Source organism: Ferrovibrio sp. GW821-FHT12E11 (assembly GCF_058806975.1).
The window spans coordinates 1,821,867-1,846,159 of the sequence record NZ_JBXAQG010000001.1; the positions used below are offsets into that span (position 1 = coordinate 1,821,867).

Below are 24,293 nucleotides of genomic sequence, written 5' to 3' on the forward strand. Positions count from 1 at the left end.
TTGCCGCTCACTTCACGGCTTCGACATGCAACGACAGCGGTGGATGCGTGGCATCGAAGAAATCGGTATCGCGCAGAATCGCCAGTCGCGACTGCCCATATCCGGATTTCTCGGCGACCGCGAAACCGGCAGCCTTCAGCATGCCGGTCAGCTTGGCGCCGTTCAACCATGCCTTATGATGCTTCGGCCATTTGCGCACCATTTCGAGCGGTATGCGGGCGCAAAGATTGTCCAGAGCCGCATAGGGATCGCCGGCGAACAGCGCGCGGATTTCCTCCGATGAAACCTTTTCGATATCGTTGGCCTTGTGATACGCGCTCAGCGGACCAGCGAAGGTCTCGAGTAGAGCCTGCTCAATCCCGAATTGCAGCGGCTTAGTCGGATGGCCACCGGTGGCATATCGGAAGAACTGATCGTCCTTCCGGCGATAGGCATCGAGGTAAAGATCGATATCGGGCGTCGTGATCCGAATGACTCCGCCTTTCTTCAACGTCCGGTGAGCCTCCCGAAACATCGCCGCGTTGGTCGCATCGTTCAGATGTTCGATCGTGTGCGAGCTGTAAATCGCCTCTAGGCTGTCATCGGCAATGGGCCACGGCTCGCCTGAGGTCAGATCATGGGCAATATGGGAATACAGCGACTTGCCGTAGTCGGCGCGCGGGTTATCCAGATTATGCCACATCGGGTGGCCCCACTTGCCGGCGCCAATATTGAGATAGCGCGGGGTACTGGGCCGGGCGTTGTCGCCATAGAGATAGAGCTTGGGGTCTTTGCGGTGTCGAGCCAACTGGTACCCGGTCGTCTTGGCCAAGACCTTGTTCAACACTGACTTCATAAGCTGCAAGCCTTTCCCTATCCACCATGGCCGGGAGCGCCCGCATAACTCTGCGCAACACCCCAAACCATCTACTCAAGGTCGCAAAATAATGCGCCACTCCTGAATTGGCAATTATGGCAGATTGAGTTTTTGTGCCAAGCGTGACCACGGACGGCTCAACGCCGTATGCCGCCCTGCAGTCTGGGTGGCACCGGTCAGGCCGCCTTGGCTGCAGCAGCGGCCTTGGCGGCCGGCTTGTCTTCGGCCGGGCTGATCTTTTTCAGCAGATGTTTTTCGATCTGCAGCAACCGGCGCTTGTCGGTCAGCTTCATGCCGGTGAGATCCTGCACGTAGAAGACGTCGACGGCGCGTTCGCCATAGGTGGCGATATGGGCCGAGCCGATGGTGAGATTGAGATCGTAGAGCCCGCGGGTCACATCATAGAGGAAGCCCGGCCGGTCGCGGCCATTCACCTCAATCACGGTGTAGCGGTTCGACGCCGTGTTATCGACCAGCACGCGCGGCGCCACTTTGAAGACGCGGGTGCGGCTGTTCTGGCCCGGCTTTTCGGTGGCAATCGCCGAGCGCAGCTTGAGATCGCCGGACAGCGCGCGTTCGATGGCGGTGGCGAGCTTTTTCAGCCGATCCGCCTTGTCGAAAGCCGCGCCGTCCATGTCCTGGATATAGAAGCTGTCCAGCGCCATGCCGTCATTGGTGGTGAAGACCTTGGCATCGACGATATTGGCCCCGACCGAGGCCATGGCACCGGCGACGCGCGCGAAAAGCCCCGGGTGATCGGGCGCATAGAGCGTGAATTCGGTGACGGCGCGGAAGCGGTCGGCCCGCGTCGCCGTGGTCAGCGTGCGGCCGGCTGTATCGGCCTCGCGCATCAGCTGGGCATGGCGCAGGATCGCGTCGGCCTCGTTGGAGTACCAGTAATTCTCGTAATGACGCTTGAGCAGGCGATCGATATCGGCCTTCGGCCAGCCGCTCAGGCCCGCGCGCACCTTCTCCTTGGTCTCGGCGATGCGCTGGTCGCGGCCGCGGCCGGCGAAACCGCCCGAGAGATATTCCTCGGCGCGATAATACAGCTCGCGCAGCAGCTGGCCCTTCCAGCCGTTCCAGATCGTCGGGCCGACGGCGCGGATATCGGCGACCGTGAGACAGAGCAGCAGCCGCAGGCGCTCCGGGCTCTGCACTAGCTGCGAGAAATCCACCACGGTCTTGGCGTCGCCCAGATCGCGCTTGAAGGCGGTGGCCGACATGGCGAGATGCCAGCGCACCAGCCAAGCCACCGTTTCGGTTTCCGCCGGCGACAGGCCGAAGCGGGGCCCGAGCTTCTCGGCCACCTTTTCGCCCAGCATGGAATGATCGCCGCCACGGCCCTTGGCAATATCGTGCAGCAGCACCGCGACATAGAGCACGCGCCGCGACAGCACTTCCTTGATCACATTCACCGAGAGCGGATGATCTTCCTTCAGCGCGCCGCTTTCGATCTGCGACAGCAGGCCAATGGCGCGGATGGTATGCTCGTCCACCGTGTAGGTGTGGTACATGTCGTGCTGGGTCTGCGCCACCACACGGCCGAAATCGGGCACGAAACGCCCCAGCACACCAGCCTCGTTCAGGCGGCGCAGCGTGGTTTCCGGATCCTGCTTCGAGCACAGCATGTCCATGAACAGCCGGTTGGCGTCCGGATCGTTACGGACCTTGCCATCCAGCAGCTTCAGATGCCGGCGCACCAGGCGCAGCGCTTCGGGATGAATATCCAGCCCATGCTGCTGCGCCACATGGAACATTTCCAGCATCTTGATCGGCTGCTTCTCGAACAGATCGGCCTTGCCGGCATTGAGCCGGCCGTTATCGACCTCGAAGCCATCGAGCTGCTTGGGCCGCCGGATCTTGGCGCGGAACGCCGCCAGTGGCTTCTTTTTCTTGTGGCGCTCTTCCAGCGCGGCGGCGAAGATGCGCGTCAGGTCGCCCACTTCCTTGGCGACCAGATAATACTTCTTCATGAAGCGCTCGACATCGCTGCGGCCCGGCCGGTCGGCATAGCCCATCGCCTTGGCGATCTCGACCTGCATGTCAAAGGTCAGGCGTTCCTCGGCGCGGTTGGCCAGATAGTGCAGATGGATGCGCACGGTCCACAGATATTCCATCGCCTGCACGTAAGAGCGCTGCTCTTCCGGCAGCAGCAGGCCGCGCAGCACCAGTTCGCTGGCGTCGGTGATGCCGTAGACATATTTGTTGATCCACACCAGCGTGTGCAGATCGCGCAAGCCCCCCTTGCCTTCCTTCACATTGGGCTCGACCACATAGCGCGAGTCGCCCATGCGGCGATGGCGCTCGTCGCGTTCGGCTAGCTTCTTCTCGATGAAATCCGAACCGCTCTTGGCGACCACGTCGTTCTGGAAGCGGGTCTTGAGCTGCAGCGCCAGCTCCTGGTCGCCCCAGATCCAGCGCTGTTCCAGGATGGCCGTGCGGATGGTGATGTCGCTTAAGCTAAGGCGGATGCATTCATCCACCGAGCGCGTGGCATGGCCGACCTTGAGGCCGAGATCCCACAGCAGGTAGAGCATGTATTCCACCACCTGCTCGCCCCAGGGGGTCTGCTTGTAGGGGAACAGGAACAGCAGATCGACATCGGAGAACGGCGCCATCTCGCCGCGGCCATAGCCGCCGACGCCGACGATCGAGAGCTTTTCCGCGGCTGTCGGATTGGGCAGGCGATAAACCCGGTTGACCGTGAAGTCATGCGCCAGCCGGATCACCTGGTCGGTGAGGAAGGCCAGCGACTGGCGCGTGGCCAGCGCCGGCGTGCCGCTTTCGAAACGGTCGCGCACCACCTTGCGGCCCTGGGTCAGCGCGGCCTTCAGCAGCACCAGCGCCTGGGCGCGTTGTTCCTTGCTGCCATGGGTGCCCTCGCCGCCCAGCGCATCGAGCTGCAGCGTCAACGCCTTGCGGTCGATGATCTGGCGCGGATCGGGAATCAGGGGCCGGAAGCTCATACCTGCTTATATAAGGCGTTTCGTTACAAAGCCCTATATTCAGACCGACTGGAAATTCACCATGCCGCCGCCATCGATCACCATGGTCTGGCCGGTCATGAAACTGCCGGCAGCGGAGCCCAGGAACACGGCGGCCCCGGCGATCTCGTCAGGTTCGCCGATGCGGCGCAGCGCATAGCCTTTCGTGGCTTTCTTCGAGATCTCGGGGTTTTCCCATAGCGCCCGGGCGAAATCGGTGCGGATCAGGCCCGGCGCGATGCAGTTGGCCCGCACATTCTGCGGCCCCCATTCGACGGCCAGGTTGCGCACCAGCTGCATGTCGGCCGCCTTGGAGATGCCATAGGCGCCCAGCGTGTTGGACCCGAACAGGCCGCCCACGGAAGAGATCACGATAATGGCGCCGTCGCCGCGCTCGGCCATGCCCGGCGCCACCATGTTGGCCAGCCAGTGATTCGACTTGATGTTGACCGCCATGATCTTGTCGAAGGCCTCGTCGGGGATGTCCTTCGACGGGCCGAAATAGGGATTCACGGCGGCATTGCAGACCAGGATGTCGACCTTGCCCCATTGCTTCACGGTGGCATCGACCAGCGCCTGCAGCTGCGCCTTGTCCGACACATTGCAGGGCACGACGATGGCCTCACCGCCGGAAGCCTGGATCTCGTCCGCCACCTTCTGGCAGGCCTCGGCCTTGCGGCTGGTGACGACGACTTTTGCGCCATGCTCGGCCATGCGCAGGGCAATCGCGCGGCCGATGCCGCGGCTGGAGCCCGTGATCACCGCCACCTTGTCCTTGAGATCGAAAAGCGTGCCGCCCATGACGTTTCCCTGTCTTTTTTACGAGATGTTGCGGCAGCTTAAACGTTCGTCCGGGGCTATGGGAACCCACGGCCGCCGCCCCTATATAGATGCCATGACCTTCCGCAACGTCTTCATTGCCTTTGCCCTTCTGGTCCTGGCCGCCTGCAGCAGCGCCGAAACGACCGCGCCGCGCGTGGCCGTCTGGCAGGGCGAGCAGACCGGCCTTTTGTATATGCGGGTGCTGTCCGAACAGCCGTTGCGCGACGCCCGCCTGACCATGCCGGATGGCCGCCATGTGCTGACCCAGCGCCTGAGCCAGCCCGAAGGCGCCGGCCGGACCGGCGGTGGCAACGAGACCTGGAATCGCCCGACCGTCGGGGTCGGCGGCTCGGCCGGATCCAGCGGCGGCTTCGGCACCGGCGTCGGGATCAGCTTCCCCATGGGCGGCGGGGGTGGCAGCCGGCCGGCGGCCCAGGCCACCCAGGCAGAGTTCGCCCTCACGCCGGACCAGATGGCGCAATACCGCGCCCGGCCGAAAGACTGGCTGCTGGAGCTGCGTTTCGACAACCGCATCGCCAGCATGGCGGCGCCGGCCCTGGCCCCGTAAGACGGACTTTGTCGGCAGAATCTGCCGCCCGGCAGGCTGCGGCCTCATTATATTTCCTGATAATCCGCCATTTTAACCATGGCACGCGGCTTGCTCCCTTCCTTGTGGAAACAGACCGATCCGCACAGGAGTTGCCGCCATGGGAATTGCATTGCTGTCGCTGCGCCAGGCCGAAAAGGCCGAGCCCCATCTCAAGGCAGCCATGAAATCGGCAAACCAGGCCAGCCCTGCCAGCACCAAATCCATGGCCGATGCCGGGCTTTCCGCCCGCGAGCGCCTGGCGCTGCGGGAAGGCCCGGTCGAAGCCGTCACCGCGGCGCTGAATGCGCGCCAGTATGTGCAGCAGATCATTATCCGTGAGAAAGAGATCACCCAGGCGCAGATGGTCTGGGCGCTCGGCCGCATCGAGCCCAACGAGATCGAGACCATGCTGAAATCGCTGGCCAAAATGCGTGGCCGCTATGCTTCCATGGTGCTGGAATATGCCCAGAGCGAACGGCCGATCAGCAAGATCGCGCTGGACGAGCTGCGCGGTCTGCGCGAGCGCATCGAAGAATTCGAGCGCGGGCTGGAAACCATCAAGGCGGCCATCCTGGACGGCCATGCCGAAGTCTCAGGCGTCAAGGCGGCGCGCCTCTGACACTGCCCAATCCGCGGGCATATGATGACCCTGGCGTGAGGTAGCCGGAAAGTTACCTGCCGGGTGGCGCAGCGCGTCTCTATACCATGTGCCATGCTGGCCACGCCGCTCCGCTCCGCTTTCTTCATCCTGACGATCATGCTGGCCGGCTGGCTGCTGATCGTCCTGCCGGCCCGTGGCGCCGACCTGCCGACCATCCATTATGTCGCCGCGCCCTTCGTCCCCTACACGGTCACCGCCCCTGACGGCAAAGCCGCCGGACCGACAGCGTATCTGATCGAGACGCTGAGCCATCGTCTCGGCCGCCCGGCCACGCTCGACATCCTGCCCTTCGCCCGCGCGCTGGCCACGACGGAAAACGAACCCAACACCCTGATCGCCCTCTTCGCCCGCAGCCCGGAACGCGAGACGCGCTTCCACTGGGTCTGCCCGGTGCTGGATTACGAAGTGCAGATGTTCCGGCGCCGCAACCGCACGGAACTGGCCGCCGCCCGCGTTGCCGATCTGAAAACCTGGCGCATCGCCGGTGTCGCCCAGGATGTGAAGACGCTGTATCTGGAACGCAATGGCGTCAGCGTGATTCCGGCCGCCGATGAGAATGAAGCCCTGCGGCTGTTGCTCTATGGCCGGGTCGACGCCATCGCCTCGCATCCGGCTGCCATCCGCCAGCGCGTGCGCGAGATGGGCGAGCGCGGCGATCCCGTCGAAAATTTCCTGGCCCTGCCGGAGCTGAGCATGAAGCTCTACCTGGCCTTCGGACAGAAGACCGCGCCCGAGGTGGCCGCCGCTTTCACCGCGACCTGCAATGCCATGATCCGCAGTGGCGAGATGGCCGGACTGCTGCAGGCGCCGCAGATCAACTGACGTTCAGCGGCGATCCAGTGCCAGCCTGAGCGCGAGCGCCGCAAACACGCCACCAAGCAGGCGGTTCTGCCAGCGCACGAAGCCGGGACGCTGCGACAGCCACTCGCCGAGCCGCCCGGCCACCAGCACGATGCCGCCGTTGAGCAGCCCACCCACCACATTCAGCACGCTGGCAAGCACCAGCGCCTGCGCCAGCGCCGTCTGCGGATCGGGCTGCATGAACTGCGGGAACAGCGCCAGGAAGAACAACGCCACTTTCGGATTGAGAATGTTGGTCAGCAGACCCTGGCGGAACAGCGTGCCCAGCGGCAGGGCCGGCGCATCGGCGCTCGGCGGCAAGAAACCGCCAGCGCCACGGAAGGCCTGCACGGCGAGATACAGCAGATAGGCCGCGCCGGCCCAGCGAATGATCTCGAACATCACCGGCGCCATCAGCAGCACGCCGCTCAGACTAAGGCCGGCAATAATCGCATGGAAATAGCAGCCGGCGCAGATGCCGGCCAGCGTCACCAGACCGGCGGTACGCCCCTGCGCGACGCTGCGCGTCATCACCAGCAGCATGTCGGGACCGGGCGTGGCCGCCAGGGCGAAGGCGGCCAACGTGAAGGTGAGCAGGGTGGCGAGGTCCATCATGGCGGCACTATATCGCGCCGCCCCGTCGCCGGATCAAGCGCGGCATTGTCACCGCGTCAATTTCGCATCACCCGACCGCCAGCACGAAATCGAAGCGTGCGATCTGGGCATCGGCGTCGCCGGCCACCGTCATCAGCAGGCGGCGGTCGAAGATCGGATCGCGCGCATTGCCCGGCTCGCCTGGAAAATAGAGCTGCGTGGTGAGGATGTCGCCGCGCGGCGGCTGCAGCTTCACATGCAGGTGCCGCGTCCGGCCCGGATAGAGCGCCGGCACGATGGTCTCGAACTGCCAGCGCCCCTGCGCATCGGTGAACTGGTGGCCGCGCAGGCGATAGCCGGCATTGTCATAAACGCCGTTCGCATCCGCATGCCAGAGATCGACCAGCACATGCGCCAGCGGCCGACAGTCGCGGCCCGTCACCAGGCCGCCGAGCCGCAGCCGCGTGCCGGCCATGCCGGGTTCGAGCAGGCTGGTCCGTTGCGGCGAGTCCGGCGAGTAGTACGGCCCTTCGGTCTGCTCCGGCGTCGGGCCGGGCTGGCCGGCATGACCGTCGCTGCAGGCCGGCGTGGGTTTCAGCGGCAGCTGCCGCGACTGGGCAAGCGCCGAGAGCGCGGTGACGGCCGGCAGGCCGGAAAACAGGGCCGCCTGCAAAAGAAGGGCGCGTCGGGTGGTCATGGTCAGGGAAACTCCGTGGCTCTGAGATCGTGCCCAGCCTTCACGGCATCCGGCTCCGGCCCCTGCGCCCGGGTCCGGGCCCAAACTGCCGGTTTGTGCGCCCCGTCACGTCCGCTCCGCGGTTTGGTTTTGACTTTCAGCACGATCGTTCGTATATTCACCCCATGAGCAAAGGCCAGCAAACCCGTGCAACCATCCTCTCCGAGGCCCTCCGCGCTGCCAGCGTCGACGGTTTCCAGGGGATTTCCATCGGCATGCTGGCCGACCGGCTGAACATGTCGAAATCCGGCCTGTTTGCCCATTTCGGCTCCAAGGAGGAGCTGGAGCGGGCCATGCTGGACGAGGCGGCCCAGCGTTTCATGGCCACGATCTGGCAGCCGGCCATGAAAGCGCCGCGCGGCCGGCCGCGCATCGAGGTGCTGTTCCGGGAATGGCTGGACTGGAGCCTGCACAATGACGACATGCCCGGCGGCTGCCTGTTCGTGACGCTGTCGGCAGAATATGACGACAAGCCGGGTCCGGTGCGCGACCATCTGGCCGAGATGCAGGGCCAGTGGCAGGCGACGCTCGCCCGCAGCGCCCAGATCGCCGTGCAGGAAGGCCATTTCCGCGCCGACCTGGACCCGAAACAGTTTGCCTACGAGCTGCAGGGCATCTTCCTCAGCCTGACCTATTTCCGCCGGCTGCTGCGCGATGCCGCCGCCGTCGAACGCGCCGAAACCGCTTTCCGCAGTCTTCTGGACCGGTCAGCCGCCACGCACTGATTTCAGTACGCCTCCCCCGACGACCTAAAGAAAAGAGCCTCCCCATGACCCAGATCGCACAACAGTCCCCTCAGACCCTCCCGAAAAAGCACGATCGTTCTGGTGCAGCGCAAAATCTGCGGCAGTTGAAGCCGACCGGCGAGCGGCCGGACTGGCTTGGCCCCAAGCTGGTGATCGCGCCGACCAAGGCCGACCTGCGCTGGCTCGACGGCGTGAGCAATCCCGCCGTCTTCGATCATCTCGATCAGCCCTGGTGGAGCCTGGCCCTGCCGGTGCTGAAGCAGACGCTCGCCACCTGGCAGCAGCGGGTGCAGGCACGCCGGGCGCTGGCCCAGGTCGATGCCGCAACCCTGCGTGACGCGGGCATTTCGCCCGGCATCGCCGCCTTCGAGGCCGCACAGCCCTTCTGGCAGAAGCCGATGCTGCTGCGCGACCACCCGGCCGACGGTCAGACGGCGTAAGTCATTATCGTCTTGTACCGCTCGCCATTCGGTGAGTTGATCCTCCGGTGATCGATGCCTAAGCTGTTGGTCCGACAATCGGACCGACAGCAAGTCGGCCACAGGGAGGGGATACAGAATGCAGCGGGACAGCGACGCCGAGCAGCGCGCCGAGCAGGATACATCTGTCATTTCGCAGGATGGCGTCTCCGCCGCCGACCGCATGGTGGAGGAGCTGTCCTATCGCATCCTGCCGGCCTGGCTGCAGGCCGCCTTCGGTACGCTGACACTGCTGACCATGGTGCTGGTGCTGAACCAGCAGTTCAATCTGCGGCTCTTCAATTACACGCTGGTCGAAAACCGCTACCTCTTCCTGCTGGCGGTCGCCACGCTGCCGCTGGTCTTCCTCGCCTATCCCTGGCATCCGAAAGCCGCGCGGTCTCCGCTCTGGCTCGGCCTCGACATCGCCTTGTGCCTTGTCACCATGGCGGCGCTGTTCTGGTTCAGCTGGAAAGCCGAAGCCATCCTCGGCGAGGGCTGGGAATTCGCAGCGCCGGCGATGGCAAAAATTCTCGGCGCGCTGCTCTGGGTATTGATCCTAGAAGCCCTGCGCCGCACCGGCGGCACGCCGATCTTCATCATCGTCGCCATCGTCTCGCTCTATCCCGTCGTCGCCGGCAGGCTGCCCTCGCCGCTCAACGGCATCGACCAGCCGCTGACCGATACACTGGCCTATCACATCGTCTCGGCCGAAAGCGCCTTCGGCATCCCCATGCGGGCCTTCGGCGAGATCGTCATCGGCTTCATCGTCTTCGGTGTGGCGCTGAACCACACCGGTGGCGGCAAGTTCTTCAACGACGTGGCCTTTGCACTGGTCGGCCGCTGGCGCGGCGGCGCCGCCCAGGTCGGCGTGATTTCATCCGCCTTACAGGGCTCGATCTCGGGCAGCGTGATCTCCAACGTAATCTCGTCGGGCGTCGTCACCATCCCCGCGATGAAACGCACCGGCTTTCGTGCCGACTATGCCGGCGGCGTCGAAGCGGTCGCCTCGACCGGCGCGGTGCTGATGCCGCCGGTGATGGGCTCGACCGCTTTCGTGATGGCGAGCTTCCTCGGCATCTCCTACGGCGAGATCGCGCTCGCCGCCGCCGTGCCGGCGCTGCTGTTCTATTTCGGGCTCTCCATGCAGATCGATGCTTATGCGGCGCGGCTGGGCCTCAAGGGCATGAAGCAGGAGGAGCTGCCGTCGCTCAAGGCGACCCTGAAGGACGGCTGGCTCTACATCGCCGTCTTTGCCGTTCTGGTTTACCTGATGATCAATGAGCAGCAGGAGGCGATGGCCCCCTTCATCGCCACCGGCATGCTGCTGGTGATCAACCAGATCCTGCCGAAAAACCGTCTGACCTGGCGCAGCTTCGTCGACCTGGTGCTGGCCACCGGCCGGGCGCTGGCCGAACTGGTCGCCATCCTGGCTGGCGTCGGCTTCATCATCGGCGCCTTCTCGGTGACAGGTCTCGCCGGCACGCTGGCCAACGACCTGGTCTATCTCGCCGGCGACAAGCCGATCGTTCTGCTGCTGATGGGCGCCATCACCAGCTTCATCTTCGGCATGGGGATGACGGTGACCGCCTGCTACATCTTCCTCGCCATCGTGCTGGCGCCGCCGCTGGTCAAGGCCGGCCTCGATCCGCTCGCCGTGCATCTGTTCATCATGTACTGGGGCATGATCTCCTTCATCACGCCGCCGGTGGCGCTGGCTACCTTTGCCGCCGCCCCGCTCGCGCGCACCTCGCCGTTCAAGATCGGCTTCCAGGCCGTGCGGCTCGGCGCGGTGATCTATATCGTGCCGTTCTTCTTCGCCCTCAATCCGGCCCTGATCCTGAAGGGCGAACCGATGGAGGTGGTGTCGGTGATTGTCACCGCCTTCATTGGCGTGTGGCTGATCGCGGCCGCGATCCAGGGCTGGCTGATCGGCGCCGGGCGGCTGGACGGCACCTGGCTGCGGCTGCTCGCCCGCATCATGCTGGCCATCGGCGGCATCGCGCTGGCCGCACCGGGCGGCAATCTCATTCCCGTCAGCAATACAACGCTGGCGGTGATCGGCGCGGCGCTGGCGCTCGGCGCTTTCCTGTTGCTGAAACTAGGGAAGAGCGACACACTGGCCGCATAAAAATCGCATAAACGTATAACCGGAGGAAACCAGAGATGCGTCACTACACCTATTCTTTGCTCGGCGCTGTTGCTGCGCTGGCCCTGTCCACGGCGGCATCGGCGCAGAAGCTGCCCGACCAACTGACCTGGACGGCCTACGATGTCGGCTCGGGCGGCTACAACCAGGCCGTCGCCGTCGGCAACGCGCTCAAGAACAAGCAGAACATCACGCTGCGCGTGCTGCCCGGCAAGAATGACGTGTCGCGCACCGTGCCGCTGCGCGAAGGCAAGGTGCCCTTCTCCGCCAACGGCGTGGGCGGCACCTACATGGCGCAGGAAGCGGTCTACGAATTCGGCGCCAAGGACTGGGGTCCGCAGCCGGTACGCTCGCTGCTGCTGAACAATTCCGACGCGCTGCTCACCATCATGACGGCGAAAGACGCCAATATCAAAACCATGGCCGACCTGAAGGGCAAGAAGGTCGCCTGGGTGATCGGCGCGCCGTCGCTGAATCAGAACATCACGGCGCTGCTGGCCTTTGCCAACCTGACCTGGAACGACGTGCAGCGCGTAGAATTCGGCGGCTTCGGCCAGGCCATGCAGGGCATGATCAACGGCCAGGTGGATGCCGCCTTCGGCTCGTCGATCTCGGGCCCGGCCTATCAGCTCGCCTCCAGCCCGCGCGGCATCCAGTATCCGACCGTGCCGCATGGCGACAAGGCCGGCTGGGCGCGGCTGAAAGGCAAGGCGCCGTTCTTCGTGCCCTTCATGGGCGCCGAAGGCCCGGAGCTGAGCGCCACCAAGACCGTGGAAGCCGCGACCTATCCCTATCCGGTGCTGATGACCTACGACAACATCGACGCCGGCATGGTCTATGCGATGACCAAGGCGATGGTCGAACTCTTCCCCGACTACAAGGATGCCGCGCCGGGCAACAGCGGCTGGGACATCAAGCGCCAGGTCTTCGACTGGGTGGTGCCGGTGCATGAGGGCGCGATCAAATACTTCAAGGAGATCGGCGTCTGGAAGCCGGAATACGACAAGAGCAACGCCGCCCTGATCCAGCGCCAGAAGGTGCTGGCCGATGCCTGGGCCGGCCACAACAAGGGCAGCCATGCCGACGAGGCCGCCTTCATGAAAGGCTGGATGAAGGCGCGTTCCGACGCCCTGACCGCAGCGAAGATGGAGCCCGTTCTTACCGAGTGGTAAGCGCCGGACAGCAGGTTGTATGATGACGGCCCGCTTCACGGCGGGCCGTTTTCTTTTGGAGCGCCGTCATGCCTGCCATCGCCATCCTGCCATCGGCCAATCTTGACCGCACGGCAGCCTTCTATCACCGCCTCGGTTTCGGGCGGCAGAACCGCTATCCCGATTATCTGGTGATCGTGCGCGATGACCACGAACTGCATTTCGCCGATTGCAGCGGCGCAGCCCCGATCCTGCTGGAGCCGAAGAACAGCATGTCGGCCTGTTATTTCCGCTGCAGCGATGCCGACAGTCTGCATCGCGAATGGCAGCCGCTCGGCCTGCCGCGGTTCAGCGCCATAGAAGACAAACCCTGGGGGTTGCGCGAATTCCATTTTACCGATCCCGACGGCAACCTGCTGCGCGTGGGTCATGTGCTGCGTTGAATTTCCTGCAATTGCAGCCGGACAATTCTGCGCTTCGGGAATCCCGCCGATCGGCTTAGGCTACGCCCATGCCCCAGACCCAGACCCAGACCCTGCTGCTCGACCATATCCGCCGCTTCGGCCGCTATAACCAGTGGGCCAACCGCCGGCTTTACGACGCCTGCGCCACACTCTCCGCCGCCGACTACCATGCGGCGCGGCCGAGCTTTTTCGGCAGCATTCACGCCACGCTGAATCATATCCTGGTCGGCGACAGCATCTGGTTCGGCCGCTTCACCGGCAACCTGCCGGCACATGTCACCAGGCTGGACCAGATCCTGCACGCGGATCTCGCGTCTTTACGGGCCGCGCGCGACGCGAAGGATATCGAGATCATTGCCTTCTGCGATGCCGTGGATGAAACGACGCTGCATGCGAGCTTCACCTACACCAACACCCGCAACGAGACCTTCACCGATCCGCTGCTGCCGCCGCTGATGCATTCCTTCAATCACCAGACCCATCACCGCGGCCAGGTCCATGGCCTGCTCAGCCATGCCGGCATCGATCCGCCGGCACTGGACCTGATTCATTTCATCCGCGAGACGGCCTAGTCAGGCCTCAGGTCCGGCCGGCGTGAAAATCTCCGCAATCAGCAGATGCTGCACCGTGCCGCCATCTCCGACCGGCAGCAGCAGGGCTTCGACGCCGTAATCGCGGCCGTCGATCTCGCGCGCCAGCCGGGCATGGACGGGACGGCGGGTTTCGACCGCCATGGTGCAGGCCCGCAGGGCACGGATGGCGAAATAGGATTCCGGATGCTGGTCCATATAGCTGCCGACGGGGTCGAAGCGCAGATGCTGGATTATATGGGAGCCGATGCTGCGATAGCGGAAACGGGGCGCGCCCTCGGTCGCCTCAACATCGACCGCCACCAGGATGGCCGAGAGATAGTCATGGCCCGTCGACGCCATGAAATCCGGCGACGGCAGGCTGCCGACGCCCGCGGCCTGCCGCCAGGCCGCATAGAGCCGGTTCAGCCGCAGGGTCTGTAACTGCTCGTCAGCGGTCAGGATGGTGAAGTCGATATCGCCGCTGGTGAAGGTCATGGCGCGAGAATAAGGGCAGGCGCCGCCGCCCACAATCGCGGGCCGCAGGAATGATGACCTCAGGCCCGACTGAAGAGCTGCGCGACGAAGAGCACGTCGACCGCGCCGCCGGCCCCGGCAAGCGGCAGGATCAGGAATTCCATGGTGAAGCCCTGGCCATCGACGGCGCGGTGCACACGGGCATGGATCGGCCGGCGCGACTCCACCACCAGATCGAAGGCCCGCACCGTCTGTTCGGCGAAATACGGCTCGGCATGCTCGTCAACATAAAGCCCGGTCATGTCGCGCGGGCTGTAGACCAGGATCTGCGGATCGATATGGCGATAGCGATAGCGCCGGCCTTCGCCGCTGGACTCGACATCGAAGATCAGCCGCGCGCCGGTCAGATAGTCGTAGACCTGGGCATCGATAAAAGCCGGCGGCGGCAGCGCGCCATCCACGATCGCCTTGCGCCAGTCGCGATAGAAGCGATCCAGCCGCATGGTTTCCAGCCGTTCCTCGGCAACCAGGATGGTGAAATCGGCGTCGCTGCTGCTGGTGATCGGCATTGCCGCAAGCATAGGGGGCGGAGGCCGCCGGAATCAATCCTGCCGCCCGCTTCAGTCCGACGCGGGCGTGTAGAGCTGGGCGATCAGCAGGCTGCCGACGGCATCATCGGGTCCCGCCACCGGCAGCAGCAGGAACTCGATGCGGAAACTGCGGCCATCGATGTCGCGCTGGGCCCGGGCATGGATCGGCCGGCGTGTCTGCACCACCAGGTCGCAAGCGCGGATGGCACGCTCGGCAAAGTACGATTCGGGATGTTGGTCCATATAGGTGCCAGCCGGATCGACGCCGAGATGCTCGATGAAATGGCTGCCGACGCTGCGATAGCGGTAGCGCTGGCGATCGTCCTCGCCGACCACATCCACCACCAGCAGCATGGCGGCGATATAGTCGTGCTGTTGCGGATCGAGAAACGCCGCGCCGGGCAGCGCGCCGCCGGAGGCGGCCTTGCGCCAGCTCCCGTACAGCCGGTTCAGCCGCAGGGTTTCCAGCTGCTCGTCGGCGACCAGAATGGTGAAATCGGCGTCTCGGCTGGTGAAAGCCATGGCGCCGAGGATGATCCTATAATTTGGCGTAATCAATCGCGCCGTGGCGATCGAGCGGCTGGCCGCCATCAGGCATCGGGTATTTCAGGCCCGCCGCGCAATTCCACAGCACCACGCGGTCGTTTTTCTTCACCCGACCGGCAGACAACGCCTGCTTGTACGCAGCATAGGTGGCCGCACCTTCCGGGCACATCAGGAAGCCCTCTTCCTTCGCCACTTCATCGAGGGCCGCGGTGATCGCATCGTCCTCCACCGCCATGGCAAAACCGCTGGAATTGCGCACCGCATCCAGGATGAGGAAATCGCCAATCGCCGCCGGCACGCGGATGCCGGCCGCCACCGTATGGGCATTCTCCCAGAGTTTCGCATGGCGCTCGTTGCCTTCGAAGGCGCGCACGATGGGGGCGCAGCCGGCCGCCTGCACGGCGATCATCTTCGGGCGTTTGCTGCCGATGAAGCCGATGGCCTCCAGTTCCTCGAAGGCCTTCCACATGCCGATCAGGCCGGTGCCGCCGCCGGTGGGATAGAAGATCGCGTCCGGCAGTTCCCAGCCGAGCTGTTCGGCCAGCTCCAGGCCCATCGTCTTCTTGCCCTCGATGCGATAGGGCTCTTTCAGCGTCGAGGTATCGAACCAGCCAGCAAGCTCCTTGCCGGCGCCGACCAGCTTGCCGCAATCGTTGATCAGGCCGTTGACCTTGTAGAGCCGTGCGCCCTGCAGCACGATCTCGTTCATGTTGACCTGCGGCGTATCGTCGGGGCAGAACACCACCGTCTCGATGCCGGCGCGACTGGCATAGGCGGCCAGCGCCGCACCGGCATTGCCGTTGGTCGGCATCGCCATTTTCTTCACGCCGAGTTCTTTCGCCATGCAGACGGCAAGCGCCAGCCCGCGCGCCTTGAACGAGCCGGTGGGCAGGCGGCCTTCGTCTTTCACAATGATTTCGCCGGCGCCGCTCAGGCCAAGATTTTTCGCCAGCCTGGGCAGATTCAGAATCGGCGTCATCACCTCGCCGAGCGACACGACATTTTCGGTTTTGCGCACCGGCAGCAATTCACGATAGCGCCACCAGTTGGGTGCGCGCGACGCGATCTTCGCCTTGGTCAGCGCCGCCTTCACGCCCGCGAGGTCGTAGCGCACCAGGATCGGATAGCCCTTGGGCGACAGGTTATGCAGGGTATCGGCCGGCAGCCGCTCGCCCGTCATGCCGCATTCCAGATGGGTGACGAAGCTGGTGGTATCGGGGATCAGGCTGCGGTCGATGCTCATGACATTCTCTGAAGTGATAGCCGTGCAATCAGGGCCGGCAGCTTAAAGTGCGCGAGGGCGGGGTGTAAGCGTTGAACCCATTGGATTATTCCCTGCAAACCCTGACAAGACGAGCCAAGGTGAGCCAAACTTTGCCAAACCGGGCCACCGCCAAACCATCTGGAACCATCCCGGACCTTCCTGAGCCATCGCGAACCATCTCTGACCCGGGTCGATTTTTGTATGCAGCTCCCTTCATTCACCCGGGCAAAGTGTAAGAAAGAACATATAGGGTACGATTGGCTGGCGACAAGAGGCCCGCCCCGCGGTTGCGGCCGGCCCGGCCCCGGCACCATCATGGCCATCATGAGCAGCAGCCCCGAAAGCTGGAACCTGACGCAGGCCTGGGCCTGGATCCGCTGGCGCGATCTGGCAAAGGTCGCCGCCTTTGCCGCCGAGACCCATCTGGGCCTTGCCGAATCGGTGCTCAACCGCGATGGCGCCGCGGTGATCGCGGAGGATCATCGCCGCGCCCTGCTCGACGCCCTGATGGATGGCCGGCTGGTGACGCGCGGCTTGCCGGCGGCGGAAGCCGGCGGCGCCGCCATCGCCGTGCCGGCCGCCGACTGGCCGGGGCTGGTGCCGGTGGCGCCCTCGGAAGCCCGCCATCTGCAGGGCCGCAAGGTGGCCTGGCGCGGATTGTCATTTGCCGCCGCCGACCTGCAGCGCCTGTGGCCGGGGCCACGCGCGGCGGCCGCGCTGTCGATATCGGCATAAGCCGTCACGATCTGGCCGCGCCATGCCGGCGATGCTAGATACTGGCTTGTCCTGCGACCCGAAGACACTTTGAGGATTCATGAGCGAGCAGAAGAATACCTATAACGGCGGCTGCCATTGCGGCGCGGTGCGCTACAGCGTCGTCACCGGGCACAATCCGCCGGTGATTTCCTGCAACTGCTCGATCTGTTCCAAGAAGGGCTCGCTGCTGAGCTTCGTGCCGGCCGACGATTTCAAGCTGATGGCCGGCAAGGATGCGGTGAGCGACTACCAGTTCAACACCATGAACATCCATCACCTGTTCTGCAAAACCTGTGGCGTGGAATCCTTTGCCACCGGCACGGCGCCGAACGGCATGAAGATGGTGGCGATCAATGTGCGCTGCCTGGAAGGCTTCGATCTGGAAAGCCTGGAACCGATGCAATACGACGGCAAAAGCGCGTAGCTGCAACGATGACGACGCCTTACAGCTTCCGCCGCATGACGGAAGCCGACCTGCCGCTGATGCGATGCTGGCTGGAAACGCCGGATGCGCGCGCCTGGTGGGGCGATGTGGATACCGAGATGGTCTCGGTGGCCGGCGACCTGCATGAGCCGGGCATGCGGCTGTGGATTGTCAGCCTGGAGGCGCAGCCGTTCGCTTTCATGCAGGATTACGATCCGCAGGCCTGGCCGGATCACCCCTTCCGCGACCTGCCGGTGGGCACGCGCGGCATCGACCAGACGATTGGCATTCCCGCCCTGATCGGCCGCGGCCATGGCAGCGCCTTTGTGCGCCAGCATGTGCAGCGCCTGTTCAGCGAGGGCGCGCCCTGCGTGGTGACCGATCCCGATCCGGAGAACGCCCGCGCCATCCGCGCCTATGAAAAGGCCGGCTTCCGGCGCCATGAGGCGACGCCGCGCGAAACGCAGTGGGGTCGTTGTGTGGTGATGGTGGCCCGGCCCTAAAGCCCGTGATGGGCCCGTGCGATCAGGCATTCCTCGTCGCCGGGCTGGCAGTCGCGGCAGACGATGGGGCGAACGTCGTAAACGCCGCAGGCGACCCGTTCGCCGAGTTTGCCCTGCAAGGCAGAGCAGCGCTCGCCCTCGCAGCGCATCCGGCCCGCCGCGTCATCGACAAAGCGGGCCGGGATGCGCGCGAGCGCAGCGTCGTCTTCGAGCGAGAAGCGGGGCCAGTCACGCGAATACGCGCAGCAGGCCCCGCAGCTCTGGCAATCGAAGGCTGCCGCGCCCTGGTCTTCAGTCGTCTGTTCGATCAAGCGGTGGGCTCGACCAGACAGGCGTCAGATCAAGCGGCCTGGATGGCGCGCACGGCCGTCTTGCCCGAGCGGCTGTCCTGTTCCGTGTCGAAGGAGACCTTCTGGCCTTCGTTCAGGCCGTTCATGCCGGCACGCTCGAGCGCGGAGGCGTGGACGAAGACGTCCTTGGTGCCGTCTTCCGGCTGAATGAAACCGAAGCCCTTGGTGGCGTTGTAGAATTTAACGATGCCGGTCTGCATGGGAATACCCTTTGTTCGATGGATGAATGGGGACAGGCCACAGCGAAGCTGCAACCGGCACCCGGTTTTCGATTTTTTTGGAGAGAGAGTCAGAAATACGCCTGGCAAAGCCGAGACGGACAGCCAGAAGGTCCGGCCAAAAATGTCGATGGGCGGACCCTAGGTCCTAAATGCGGCGAACACAAGGCCGATGATCGGCAACGATTCCCGTGACATGGCTGTCCGCCGAGGTCGATCCGGCTATTCGTAACGCTGCAGAATGCGGGTGATGCGGCCTTCCTGGGCGATCCGGCGGAGCGCCGCCGCCATCGCCGGCGCCTGCGCCACCAGCGGCGATTGCCGCGCCAGCACGATATGGGAGTCGCGGCCCGCCACGCGGTAGGGCGAGGTGACCAGATCGAAGCCGGTCAGGCGCAGCAGCCACAGCGCCTGCAATTCCGGCATCGCCGCGGCATCCACGCGGCCAACCACCACCAGGCGAAGCGCGGCCGTATAATCGTCGAAGGGCTGTTTGACCAGCTGCGCATCGGCATCGAAGCGGTCGAAATAGGTGGCGCCGCGCAGCACCGCGATGCGCTTGCCGGCGAGGTCGTCATAGCTGCGGATCGGCGGCGCCTTGCGCGACTGCACGAAGACCTTGGGTTCGCGCGGCAGCGGCGGATCGAGATAGAGCAGATAGGCCTCGCGTTCGGGCGAGCGGTTCGGCCCCAGCATGATATCGGCGCCGCCCTCCTGCATGACGCGGAAGGCGCGGGCGAACGGCAGCTCGACGAAATCCAGGGTCAGGCCGGTCTGTTCGGCGACCAGGCGCAGAATGTCGATATAGATGCCGGTGTAAGTCGGCCCGCCATTGGCCGAGCCGACGATGCGGTAGGGCGGCGCGTCGTTGATCAGCACCCGCGCAATATCGGCGCGCGCCGGCAGGGCCGCGCAAAGCAGCAGAAGGACAACGGCAAGGCGGCGCCAGACGATCATCGCGGCAGGATACAACCGCACCGACGGCAATGAAATGGAGTCGCCGCCGGGCGAACCAACACGCTGCCGTGACGGCGGCTGCAAATTCCGCATCCCGCCGTGGCGGTCCTTGGGCTAGGATCGCGTCCATAAGGGGGACATCATGCGCCTGTATCACCTGATCCCGTATCACCTGATTCTGATCGCGGCCTGCGGACTGCTCTCCGCTGCGGCATCCGCGCAGCCGCTGACCGCCGGCAGCACCGGCCCCGTTGTCTTCGACGCCCCGACCTACGAGAATTACGGCACCTTCCGCAACGGCCAGAGCAGCCCCGGCAAGGCCTCGGTCACCATCTGGCTGCCGGCCACGACGACCCTGGAGCGCAACGGCCGCCTGCCGGCGGTGATGATCGGCCATTCCATCGGCGGCTGGAAAGACAGCGCCGAGGGCGTCTATGTGAAGCCGCTGCTGGATGCGGGCTTCGCCGTGCTGGGCCTGGATCATTTCGGCCCGCGCGGCATCAAACGCGCCGCCGATGTGCCGGGCGCCATCAGCCCGATCACGCCGGTTTCGGATGCCCTGCTGGCCCTGAAACTGGCCGCCACGCATCCGCGCCTCGATCCGGCGCGCATCGGCATCATGGGACTATCCATGGGCGGCATCACCGCCGAGCAGTCATCCTATGAATTCGTGCGCCGCAAGGTGCTGGGCGACAGCGCGCTCAGCTTCGCCGCCCATATGCCCTTCTACGCACCCTGCGGCAATTTCTTTTCCAACGACGGCGGGCCGCTGACCGATGGCAAGCCGATGCTGCGGCTCTATGGCGGCAAGGACGAGACCACGGTGAAGGCGAAATGCGACCGCGTCGATGCGCTGGTGCGTGCGGCCGAGCCGACCGCCAGCCGCGAGGCGATCTGGTACGAGACCGCCTATCACGCCTGGGAAAGCCCGGCGATGGTGCCGCGCTTCTATCCGCATCATGTGAACACGCGGAACTGCCCGGTGATGGATTTCGGCAGCCGGGTGCGCTTCATCGATCTCGATGGCAGCGTGCGGCCGCTCACCGGCGCGGAAATCCAGAGCTGCATCAAGGACAGCGCCGGCTATTCGATGGGCTACAGCGAAACGGCGGCGAAAGACGCACCGAAACAGATGCTGGCGTTTTTCGGCAAGCATCTGGCGCCGTAGGCACGGCATGCTCTATTGTTGCCAGCGAACAGGAGAGCAGATGGCATTTCAGATTGGTCGCCTCACCTTTGCCATGATGGCGCTGGCAACACTGATCGCACTGGGCGGTTGCGCGCCGGGCATGCAGGGCAGCATGCGCGTTGCGCCGCTGCCGCAGCCGTTGACGGATGTGAAGGTTGCCTACGTCAACAAAGAGCTCTATCCCACGCGATTGCCGGCGCGAGCCAGTGGTGTCGACCAACACCAGTTGAACAGGGTGGATGAGAAAGTCACCCGCCTGGCGCCAGCCCTGTTGCAGCAGCATGGGTTGAAAGGCGATGCGGTTAGCTTCGTCACGATCGAGCGCGCCGCAGAGGTCTCGGATGCCGCCGCTGCGACCGCGAAAGCGCGCGGCACCACTGCGGAGTACTGGCTATTCATCTCTCCGACAGAAGCACGCGCCGGCGGCCTCATCACCAGCGTCGACTTCCGCGGCGTGCTGTCCAATATCGTCGACAAGAAGGTGCACTGGCAGGCGGATTACTCCACGCCCGGAAATCCAGTGGATGATGCACAGGTACAGGCCATGCTGACGGCGTTCATCCAGGCCATGACGAAAAAATAACGCGTGGATGTGCAGGCCAGGGCTGGGCATCCGCGCCTTATTTCAGCAACGCCTTGAGCTGATACAGCAGGTCGAGCGCCTGTTTGGGCGAGAGCGCATCGATATCGGCCTTGCGCAATGCGCCCTCGACCTCTGACGGCGCCTGCACGACCATCGCTTTCGCCGGCTGCGCCATGCTGAACAGCGGCAGATCGTCGACCAGCTTGGCCGAGGCGCCGGTCTGGCCGGATTTTTCCAGCGTGTGCAGCACCTCAAAAGCGCGGGTGAGCACCGCATCGGGCAGGCCGGCGAGCTTGGCCACCTGCACGCCGTAGCTGCGATCCGCCGAGCCGGCGCCGACCTCATGCAGGAAGACGAGGTCGCCCTCCCACTCCTTCACCTTCAAAGTGTGGTTGCTGAGCTGCGGCAGCTTTTCGGCCAGCGCGGTCAGTTCGTGATAATGGGTCGCGAACAGCCCGCGACAGCGGTTCTTCTCGTGCAGGTACTCCACCACCGCCCAGGCAATCGAGAGGCCGTCGAAGGTGGCGGTGCCGCGGCCGATCTCGTCGAGGATTACCAGGGCGCGGCTGCCCGACTGATGCAGGATCGCCGCCGTCTCCACCATCTCGACCATAAACGTGCTGCGCCCGCGCGCCAGATCGTCGGCGGCGCCGACGCGGCTGAACAGGCGATCCACCATGCCGAGCTTTGCCGCCGTCGCCGGCACGAAGCTGCCCATCTGCGCCAGGATGGCGATCAGCGCATTCTGGCGCAGGAAGGTGGATTTACCGGCCATGTTCGGGCCGGTGAGCAGCCACAGCCGCTGGCCATCGGAAAGGTCGCAGTCGTTGGCGACAAAGCGCTCGCCCTGACCGTTGCGCTCCAGCGCCGCCTCGACCACCGGATGGCGGCCGCCGGTGATGCAAAAATCCAGGCTGAGATCGATCTGCGGCCGCACCCACTGGCGCTGGATGCCAAGCTGCGCCAGCGCCGCCGCCACATCCAGCGCGGCCAGAGCCTGGGCGGCCAACGTCACGGCTTTCGCCTCGGCCAGCACCGCCGAGCACAGGCGGTCGAAAATCTGCAGTTCGATGGCGAGCGCGCGATCGCCGGCCTGGGAGATTTTCGCTTCCAGCTCGCCCAGCTCCGGCGTGGCATAGCGCACGGCATTGGCCATGGTCTGGCGATGGATATACTGCGGGCCCATCTTCGCCATATGCGTGGGCGTGATCTCGATGTAATAGCCGAGCACGTTGTTGTGGCGGATTTTCAAGCCGCTGATGCCGGTATCCTGCGCGTATTTGTCCTGAAGCTGTGCGATATGGCGGCGGCTTTCATCGCGCAGGACCCGCAGCTCGTCCAGCGCCGCGTCGTAGCCGGGCCGCACAAACCCGCCGTCGCGCTGCAACAGTGGCAATTCCTCGGCCAGCGCATCCGACAGCGCCTGCACCAGCACGGCGTGATCGCCGAGTGCGTCGCGCAAGCTGGCCAGTTCCGGCGGCAGCACAGTCTCGGCCGCCAGACGCTGGCGCAGGTCGCCGGCCTGACTGAGGCCATCGCGCATGGCACTGAGATCGCGCGGACCGCCCCGTCCAAGGGACAGGCGCGATAGCGCCCGAGAAAGATCCGGTACCTTGCCGAGCGCAGACCGGATGTCGTCGCGCAGGCGGTTGCCGGCGGTGAGCGCGGCCACGCTGTCATGGCGCGCGGCAATCGCAGTCACATCGGTGAGCGGTGCCTGCAGCCGCTGCGCCAGCAGCCGCGCGCCGGCGCCGGTGAGCGTGGCATCGATGGTGCTGAGCAGCGCGCCATCTCTATTTCCAGAGGTGGTTTCCACCAGTTCGAGATTGCGGCGCGTGGCCGGATCGATGGCCATGACGCTGAGCGGCGTCTGCTTCACCGGCGGATCGAGGCGCGGAATCTTGCCGCACTGGGTGATCTCGACATAATCGAGCAGCGCGCCGGCGGCACAGAATTCCGCCCGGCTGAAATCGCCGAAAGCATCGAGCGCCGCCACATTGAGCGCCGCCTTGAGCCGGCGTTCGCCGGCCTGGCTGTCGAACCGCGCCGAGGGCAGCGGCGAGAGGGCGGTATCGAGCTGTTCGAGTATCGCACGCAGCTCCGGGCGGCCGAGCAGCCCCTCGGGCAGCACCAGTTCGCGCGGACTGACGCGGGCCAGATCGGCGGCCAATGTTCCGTTCCCTGGGCCCGCCTGCGTTGTTTCGGTCAGGCCGAATTCACCGGTGGAGAGATCGAGCCAGGCCAGGGCCAGCGCGCCATCTGAACCGCCGGACTGAGCAAGTGCAGCAAGATAATTGTTGCGTCGCGCGTCCAGCAGGCTGTCTTCGGTGATGGTGCCGGGCGTCACCACGCGCACGACGTCGCGTTTCACCACCGATTTCGAGCCACGCTTCTTCGCTTCTGCGGGATCTTCCACCTGTTCGCAGACCGCGACCTTGAAGCCCTGGCGGATCAGACGGGAGAGATAGGCCTCGGCGGCATGCACCGGCACGCCGCACATCGGGATCGGCTGGCCGTCATGTTCGCCGCGCTTGGTCAGCGCGATATCGAGCGCACGGGCCGCCTGCACCGAATCGTCGAAGAACAGTTCGTAAAAATCCCCCATCCGATAGAACAGAAGACAGTCGGGATAGGCCGCCTTGATGGTCAAATATTGGGCCATCAGCGGGGAGGTGCCGGGAGGGAGGTTCGGTGCTGCGGTGTTCATGGCGGAAAATTATCGGGTCGACGCAGACATACCACAGGCCACGGGGCTTTTAACCCCTTAGGGCTTGGCCTTATGATGCCGGACGGGAGCGAAAACCCGCGCCAAGA

General features: G+C 64.8%; 27 protein-coding genes. 14 read left to right on the top strand and 13 right to left on the bottom strand.

The annotated features are described in order from the left end of the window. Window positions 1-7: 7 nt before the first annotated feature. The 3 genes from AC1ROT_RS09020 to AC1ROT_RS09030 form a co-directional block, all read right to left on the bottom strand. Entirely contained in the window at window positions 8-835 is an 828-nt protein-coding gene (locus tag AC1ROT_RS09020; protein WP_492998526.1) for a class I SAM-dependent methyltransferase, read from the bottom strand. Between the two features lie 197 nt (window positions 836-1,032). Beyond that, window positions 1,033-3,825, bottom strand: a complete 2,793-nt coding sequence (locus AC1ROT_RS09025; protein ID WP_492998528.1) for a [protein-PII] uridylyltransferase — start codon at window positions 3,823-3,825, stop codon at window positions 1,033-1,035. 39 nt (window positions 3,826-3,864) lie between these two features. Continuing rightward, window positions 3,865-4,644 (bottom strand): SDR family NAD(P)-dependent oxidoreductase, encoded by a 780-nt coding sequence (locus AC1ROT_RS09030; protein ID WP_492972546.1) that lies wholly within the window; start codon window positions 4,642-4,644, stop codon window positions 3,865-3,867. A gap of 94 nt (window positions 4,645-4,738) precedes the next feature. On the opposite strand from AC1ROT_RS09030, the gene AC1ROT_RS09035 reads away from it, so the two are divergent. From AC1ROT_RS09035 to AC1ROT_RS09045, 3 genes are all read left to right on the top strand, one after another. Further along, a complete protein-coding gene (locus AC1ROT_RS09035) occupies window positions 4,739-5,233 on the top strand; it encodes a hypothetical protein (RefSeq protein ID WP_492998530.1) in 495 nt (164 codons plus the stop codon). 139 nt (window positions 5,234-5,372) lie between these two features. Continuing rightward, complete coding sequence (locus tag AC1ROT_RS09040) at window positions 5,373-5,873, top strand: hypothetical protein (protein ID WP_492972544.1); 501 nt, start codon at window positions 5,373-5,375, stop codon at window positions 5,871-5,873. A gap of 93 nt (window positions 5,874-5,966) precedes the next feature. Next, on the top strand, window positions 5,967-6,737 hold the full coding sequence (locus tag AC1ROT_RS09045) for a substrate-binding periplasmic protein (RefSeq protein WP_492998532.1): 771 nt from the start codon (window positions 5,967-5,969) through the stop codon (window positions 6,735-6,737). 3 nt (window positions 6,738-6,740) lie between these two features. Here the strand turns inward: AC1ROT_RS09045 and AC1ROT_RS09050 are convergent, their stop codons facing one another. Both AC1ROT_RS09050 and AC1ROT_RS09055 read right to left on the bottom strand, forming a co-directional pair. After that, window positions 6,741-7,370, bottom strand: a complete 630-nt coding sequence (locus AC1ROT_RS09050; protein ID WP_492998533.1) for a LysE family translocator — start codon at window positions 7,368-7,370, stop codon at window positions 6,741-6,743. Between the two features lie 67 nt (window positions 7,371-7,437). Beyond that, window positions 7,438-8,046: a dioxygenase family protein gene (locus AC1ROT_RS09055; protein ID WP_492998535.1), complete on the bottom strand. Its 609-nt coding sequence runs from the start codon at window positions 8,044-8,046 to the stop codon at window positions 7,438-7,440. 164 nt (window positions 8,047-8,210) lie between these two features. Here AC1ROT_RS09055 and AC1ROT_RS09060 point away from each other — a divergent pair, with 164 nt between their 5' ends. From AC1ROT_RS09060 to AC1ROT_RS09085, 6 genes are all read left to right on the top strand, one after another. Further along, the gene (locus AC1ROT_RS09060) at window positions 8,211-8,810 is read left to right on the top strand and encodes a TetR/AcrR family transcriptional regulator (RefSeq protein ID WP_492972539.1); all 600 of its coding nucleotides are present in this window, start codon (window positions 8,211-8,213) and stop codon (window positions 8,808-8,810) included. Between the two features lie 44 nt (window positions 8,811-8,854). Further along, window positions 8,855-9,271: a DUF1127 domain-containing protein gene (locus tag AC1ROT_RS09065; protein WP_492998537.1), complete on the top strand. Its 417-nt coding sequence runs from the start codon at window positions 8,855-8,857 to the stop codon at window positions 9,269-9,271. Between the two features lie 118 nt (window positions 9,272-9,389). Continuing rightward, a complete protein-coding gene (locus AC1ROT_RS09070) occupies window positions 9,390-11,420 on the top strand; it encodes a TRAP transporter permease (RefSeq protein ID WP_492998538.1) in 2,031 nt (676 codons plus the stop codon). Between the two features lie 35 nt (window positions 11,421-11,455). Further along, window positions 11,456-12,610 (top strand): TAXI family TRAP transporter solute-binding subunit, encoded by a 1,155-nt coding sequence (locus AC1ROT_RS09075; protein WP_492998540.1) that lies wholly within the window; start codon window positions 11,456-11,458, stop codon window positions 12,608-12,610. A gap of 68 nt (window positions 12,611-12,678) precedes the next feature. Then, window positions 12,679-13,032, top strand: a complete 354-nt coding sequence (locus AC1ROT_RS09080; RefSeq protein ID WP_492998542.1) for a bleomycin resistance protein — start codon at window positions 12,679-12,681, stop codon at window positions 13,030-13,032. Between the two features lie 68 nt (window positions 13,033-13,100). After that, the gene (locus tag AC1ROT_RS09085) at window positions 13,101-13,625 is read left to right on the top strand and encodes a DinB family protein (protein WP_492998544.1); all 525 of its coding nucleotides are present in this window, start codon (window positions 13,101-13,103) and stop codon (window positions 13,623-13,625) included. Here the strand turns inward: AC1ROT_RS09085 and AC1ROT_RS09090 are convergent, their stop codons facing one another. The 4 genes from AC1ROT_RS09090 to AC1ROT_RS09105 are packed head-to-tail and all read right to left on the bottom strand — an operon-like array spanning window position 13,626 to window position 16,478. Next, complete coding sequence (locus AC1ROT_RS09090) at window positions 13,626-14,120, bottom strand: PAS domain-containing protein (RefSeq protein WP_492998545.1); 495 nt, start codon at window positions 14,118-14,120, stop codon at window positions 13,626-13,628. 59 nt (window positions 14,121-14,179) lie between these two features. Then, window positions 14,180-14,668 (bottom strand): hypothetical protein, encoded by a 489-nt coding sequence (locus tag AC1ROT_RS09095; RefSeq protein ID WP_492972532.1) that lies wholly within the window; start codon window positions 14,666-14,668, stop codon window positions 14,180-14,182. A 51-nt stretch (window positions 14,669-14,719) separates the two neighbouring features. After that, window positions 14,720-15,211: a PAS domain-containing protein gene (locus AC1ROT_RS09100; protein ID WP_492998547.1), complete on the bottom strand. Its 492-nt coding sequence runs from the start codon at window positions 15,209-15,211 to the stop codon at window positions 14,720-14,722. A 16-nt stretch (window positions 15,212-15,227) separates the two neighbouring features. Continuing rightward, window positions 15,228-16,478, bottom strand: coding sequence for a threonine synthase (locus AC1ROT_RS09105; protein ID WP_492972529.1), 1,251 nt, complete (start codon window positions 16,476-16,478; stop codon window positions 15,228-15,230). Between the two features lie 345 nt (window positions 16,479-16,823). Here AC1ROT_RS09105 and AC1ROT_RS09110 point away from each other — a divergent pair, with 345 nt between their 5' ends. The 3 genes from AC1ROT_RS09110 (at window position 16,824) to AC1ROT_RS09120 (ending at window position 18,182) form a co-directional block, all read left to right on the top strand. Continuing rightward, window positions 16,824-17,234, top strand: coding sequence for a hypothetical protein (locus tag AC1ROT_RS09110; protein WP_492998548.1), 411 nt, complete (start codon window positions 16,824-16,826; stop codon window positions 17,232-17,234). Window positions 17,235-17,313: 79 nt separating this feature from the next. Then, entirely contained in the window at window positions 17,314-17,679 is a 366-nt protein-coding gene (locus tag AC1ROT_RS09115; RefSeq protein WP_492972527.1) for a GFA family protein, read from the top strand. An 8-nt stretch (window positions 17,680-17,687) separates the two neighbouring features. Next, window positions 17,688-18,182, top strand: a complete 495-nt coding sequence (locus AC1ROT_RS09120) for a GNAT family N-acetyltransferase (protein ID WP_492998549.1) — start codon at window positions 17,688-17,690, stop codon at window positions 18,180-18,182. On the opposite strand, the gene AC1ROT_RS09125 is transcribed toward AC1ROT_RS09120, so the two are convergent. From AC1ROT_RS09125 to AC1ROT_RS09135, 3 genes are all read right to left on the bottom strand, one after another. Next, window positions 18,179-18,493 carry a YkgJ family cysteine cluster protein gene (locus AC1ROT_RS09125; protein ID WP_492972525.1) on the bottom strand — a complete coding sequence of 105 codons (315 nt, stop codon included), beginning with the start codon at window positions 18,491-18,493 and terminating at the stop codon, window positions 18,179-18,181. The two genes, AC1ROT_RS09120 and AC1ROT_RS09125, sit on opposite strands and share 4 nt — an antisense overlap. 29 nt (window positions 18,494-18,522) lie before the next feature. Beyond that, window positions 18,523-18,732, bottom strand: coding sequence for a cold-shock protein (locus AC1ROT_RS09130; RefSeq protein ID WP_492972524.1), 210 nt, complete (start codon window positions 18,730-18,732; stop codon window positions 18,523-18,525). 240 nt (window positions 18,733-18,972) lie between these two features. Next, window positions 18,973-19,728 carry a substrate-binding periplasmic protein gene (locus tag AC1ROT_RS09135; protein WP_492972523.1) on the bottom strand — a complete coding sequence of 252 codons (756 nt, stop codon included), beginning with the start codon at window positions 19,726-19,728 and terminating at the stop codon, window positions 18,973-18,975. 121 nt (window positions 19,729-19,849) lie between these two features. Here AC1ROT_RS09135 and AC1ROT_RS09140 point away from each other — a divergent pair, with 121 nt between their 5' ends. Beyond that, complete coding sequence (locus AC1ROT_RS09140) at window positions 19,850-20,875, top strand: dienelactone hydrolase family protein (RefSeq protein ID WP_492998551.1); 1,026 nt, start codon at window positions 19,850-19,852, stop codon at window positions 20,873-20,875. Between the two features lie 40 nt (window positions 20,876-20,915). Then, window positions 20,916-21,479, top strand: a complete 564-nt coding sequence (locus AC1ROT_RS09145; protein ID WP_492998553.1) for a hypothetical protein — start codon at window positions 20,916-20,918, stop codon at window positions 21,477-21,479. Between the two features lie 37 nt (window positions 21,480-21,516). Here AC1ROT_RS09145 and mutS read toward each other — a convergent pair whose 3' ends face one another. Next, a complete protein-coding gene (gene mutS, locus AC1ROT_RS09150) occupies window positions 21,517-24,141 on the bottom strand; it encodes a DNA mismatch repair protein MutS (RefSeq protein ID WP_492998555.1) in 2,625 nt (874 codons plus the stop codon). Between the last annotated feature and the right edge of the window lie 152 nt (window positions 24,142-24,293).

Excerpts from the sequence above, each read along its gene's own strand:
- AC1ROT_RS09120 (WP_492998549.1), top strand. The coding sequence starts at position 17,688 with ATGACGACGCCTTACAGCTTCCGCCGCATGACGGAAGCCGACCTGCCG.
- AC1ROT_RS09020 (WP_492998526.1), bottom strand. The coding sequence starts at position 835 with ATGAAGTCAGTGTTGAACAAGGTCTTGGCCAAGACGACCGGGTACCAG.
- AC1ROT_RS09050 (WP_492998533.1), bottom strand. The coding sequence starts at position 7,370 with ATGATGGACCTCGCCACCCTGCTCACCTTCACGTTGGCCGCCTTCGCC.
- AC1ROT_RS09145 (WP_492998553.1), top strand. The coding sequence starts at position 20,916 with ATGGCATTTCAGATTGGTCGCCTCACCTTTGCCATGATGGCGCTGGCA.
- AC1ROT_RS09025 (WP_492998528.1), bottom strand. The coding sequence starts at position 3,825 with ATGAGCTTCCGGCCCCTGATTCCCGATCCGCGCCAGATCATCGACCGC.
- AC1ROT_RS09100 (WP_492998547.1), bottom strand. The coding sequence starts at position 15,211 with ATGGCTTTCACCAGCCGAGACGCCGATTTCACCATTCTGGTCGCCGAC.
- AC1ROT_RS09080 (WP_492998542.1), top strand. The coding sequence starts at position 12,679 with ATGCCTGCCATCGCCATCCTGCCATCGGCCAATCTTGACCGCACGGCA.
- AC1ROT_RS09040 (WP_492972544.1), top strand. The coding sequence starts at position 5,373 with ATGGGAATTGCATTGCTGTCGCTGCGCCAGGCCGAAAAGGCCGAGCCC.
- AC1ROT_RS09060 (WP_492972539.1), top strand. The coding sequence starts at position 8,211 with ATGAGCAAAGGCCAGCAAACCCGTGCAACCATCCTCTCCGAGGCCCTC.
- AC1ROT_RS09035 (WP_492998530.1), top strand. The coding sequence starts at position 4,739 with ATGACCTTCCGCAACGTCTTCATTGCCTTTGCCCTTCTGGTCCTGGCC.
- AC1ROT_RS09105 (WP_492972529.1), bottom strand. The coding sequence starts at position 16,478 with ATGAGCATCGACCGCAGCCTGATCCCCGATACCACCAGCTTCGTCACC.
- AC1ROT_RS09070 (WP_492998538.1), top strand. The coding sequence starts at position 9,390 with ATGCAGCGGGACAGCGACGCCGAGCAGCGCGCCGAGCAGGATACATCT.
- AC1ROT_RS09090 (WP_492998545.1), bottom strand. The coding sequence starts at position 14,120 with ATGACCTTCACCAGCGGCGATATCGACTTCACCATCCTGACCGCTGAC.
- AC1ROT_RS09045 (WP_492998532.1), top strand. The coding sequence starts at position 5,967 with ATGCTGGCCACGCCGCTCCGCTCCGCTTTCTTCATCCTGACGATCATG.
- AC1ROT_RS09130 (WP_492972524.1), bottom strand. The coding sequence starts at position 18,732 with ATGCAGACCGGCATCGTTAAATTCTACAACGCCACCAAGGGCTTCGGT.
- mutS (WP_492998555.1), bottom strand. The coding sequence starts at position 24,141 with ATGGCCCAATATTTGACCATCAAGGCGGCCTATCCCGACTGTCTTCTG.
- AC1ROT_RS09085 (WP_492998544.1), top strand. The coding sequence starts at position 13,101 with ATGCCCCAGACCCAGACCCAGACCCTGCTGCTCGACCATATCCGCCGC.
- AC1ROT_RS09095 (WP_492972532.1), bottom strand. The coding sequence starts at position 14,668 with ATGCCGATCACCAGCAGCAGCGACGCCGATTTCACCATCCTGGTTGCC.
- AC1ROT_RS09110 (WP_492998548.1), top strand. The coding sequence starts at position 16,824 with ATGAGCAGCAGCCCCGAAAGCTGGAACCTGACGCAGGCCTGGGCCTGG.
- AC1ROT_RS09055 (WP_492998535.1), bottom strand. The coding sequence starts at position 8,046 with ATGACCACCCGACGCGCCCTTCTTTTGCAGGCGGCCCTGTTTTCCGGC.
- AC1ROT_RS09140 (WP_492998551.1), top strand. The coding sequence starts at position 19,850 with ATGCGCCTGTATCACCTGATCCCGTATCACCTGATTCTGATCGCGGCC.
- AC1ROT_RS09115 (WP_492972527.1), top strand. The coding sequence starts at position 17,314 with ATGAGCGAGCAGAAGAATACCTATAACGGCGGCTGCCATTGCGGCGCG.
- AC1ROT_RS09075 (WP_492998540.1), top strand. The coding sequence starts at position 11,456 with ATGCGTCACTACACCTATTCTTTGCTCGGCGCTGTTGCTGCGCTGGCC.
- AC1ROT_RS09065 (WP_492998537.1), top strand. The coding sequence starts at position 8,855 with ATGACCCAGATCGCACAACAGTCCCCTCAGACCCTCCCGAAAAAGCAC.
- AC1ROT_RS09030 (WP_492972546.1), bottom strand. The coding sequence starts at position 4,644 with ATGGGCGGCACGCTTTTCGATCTCAAGGACAAGGTGGCGGTGATCACG.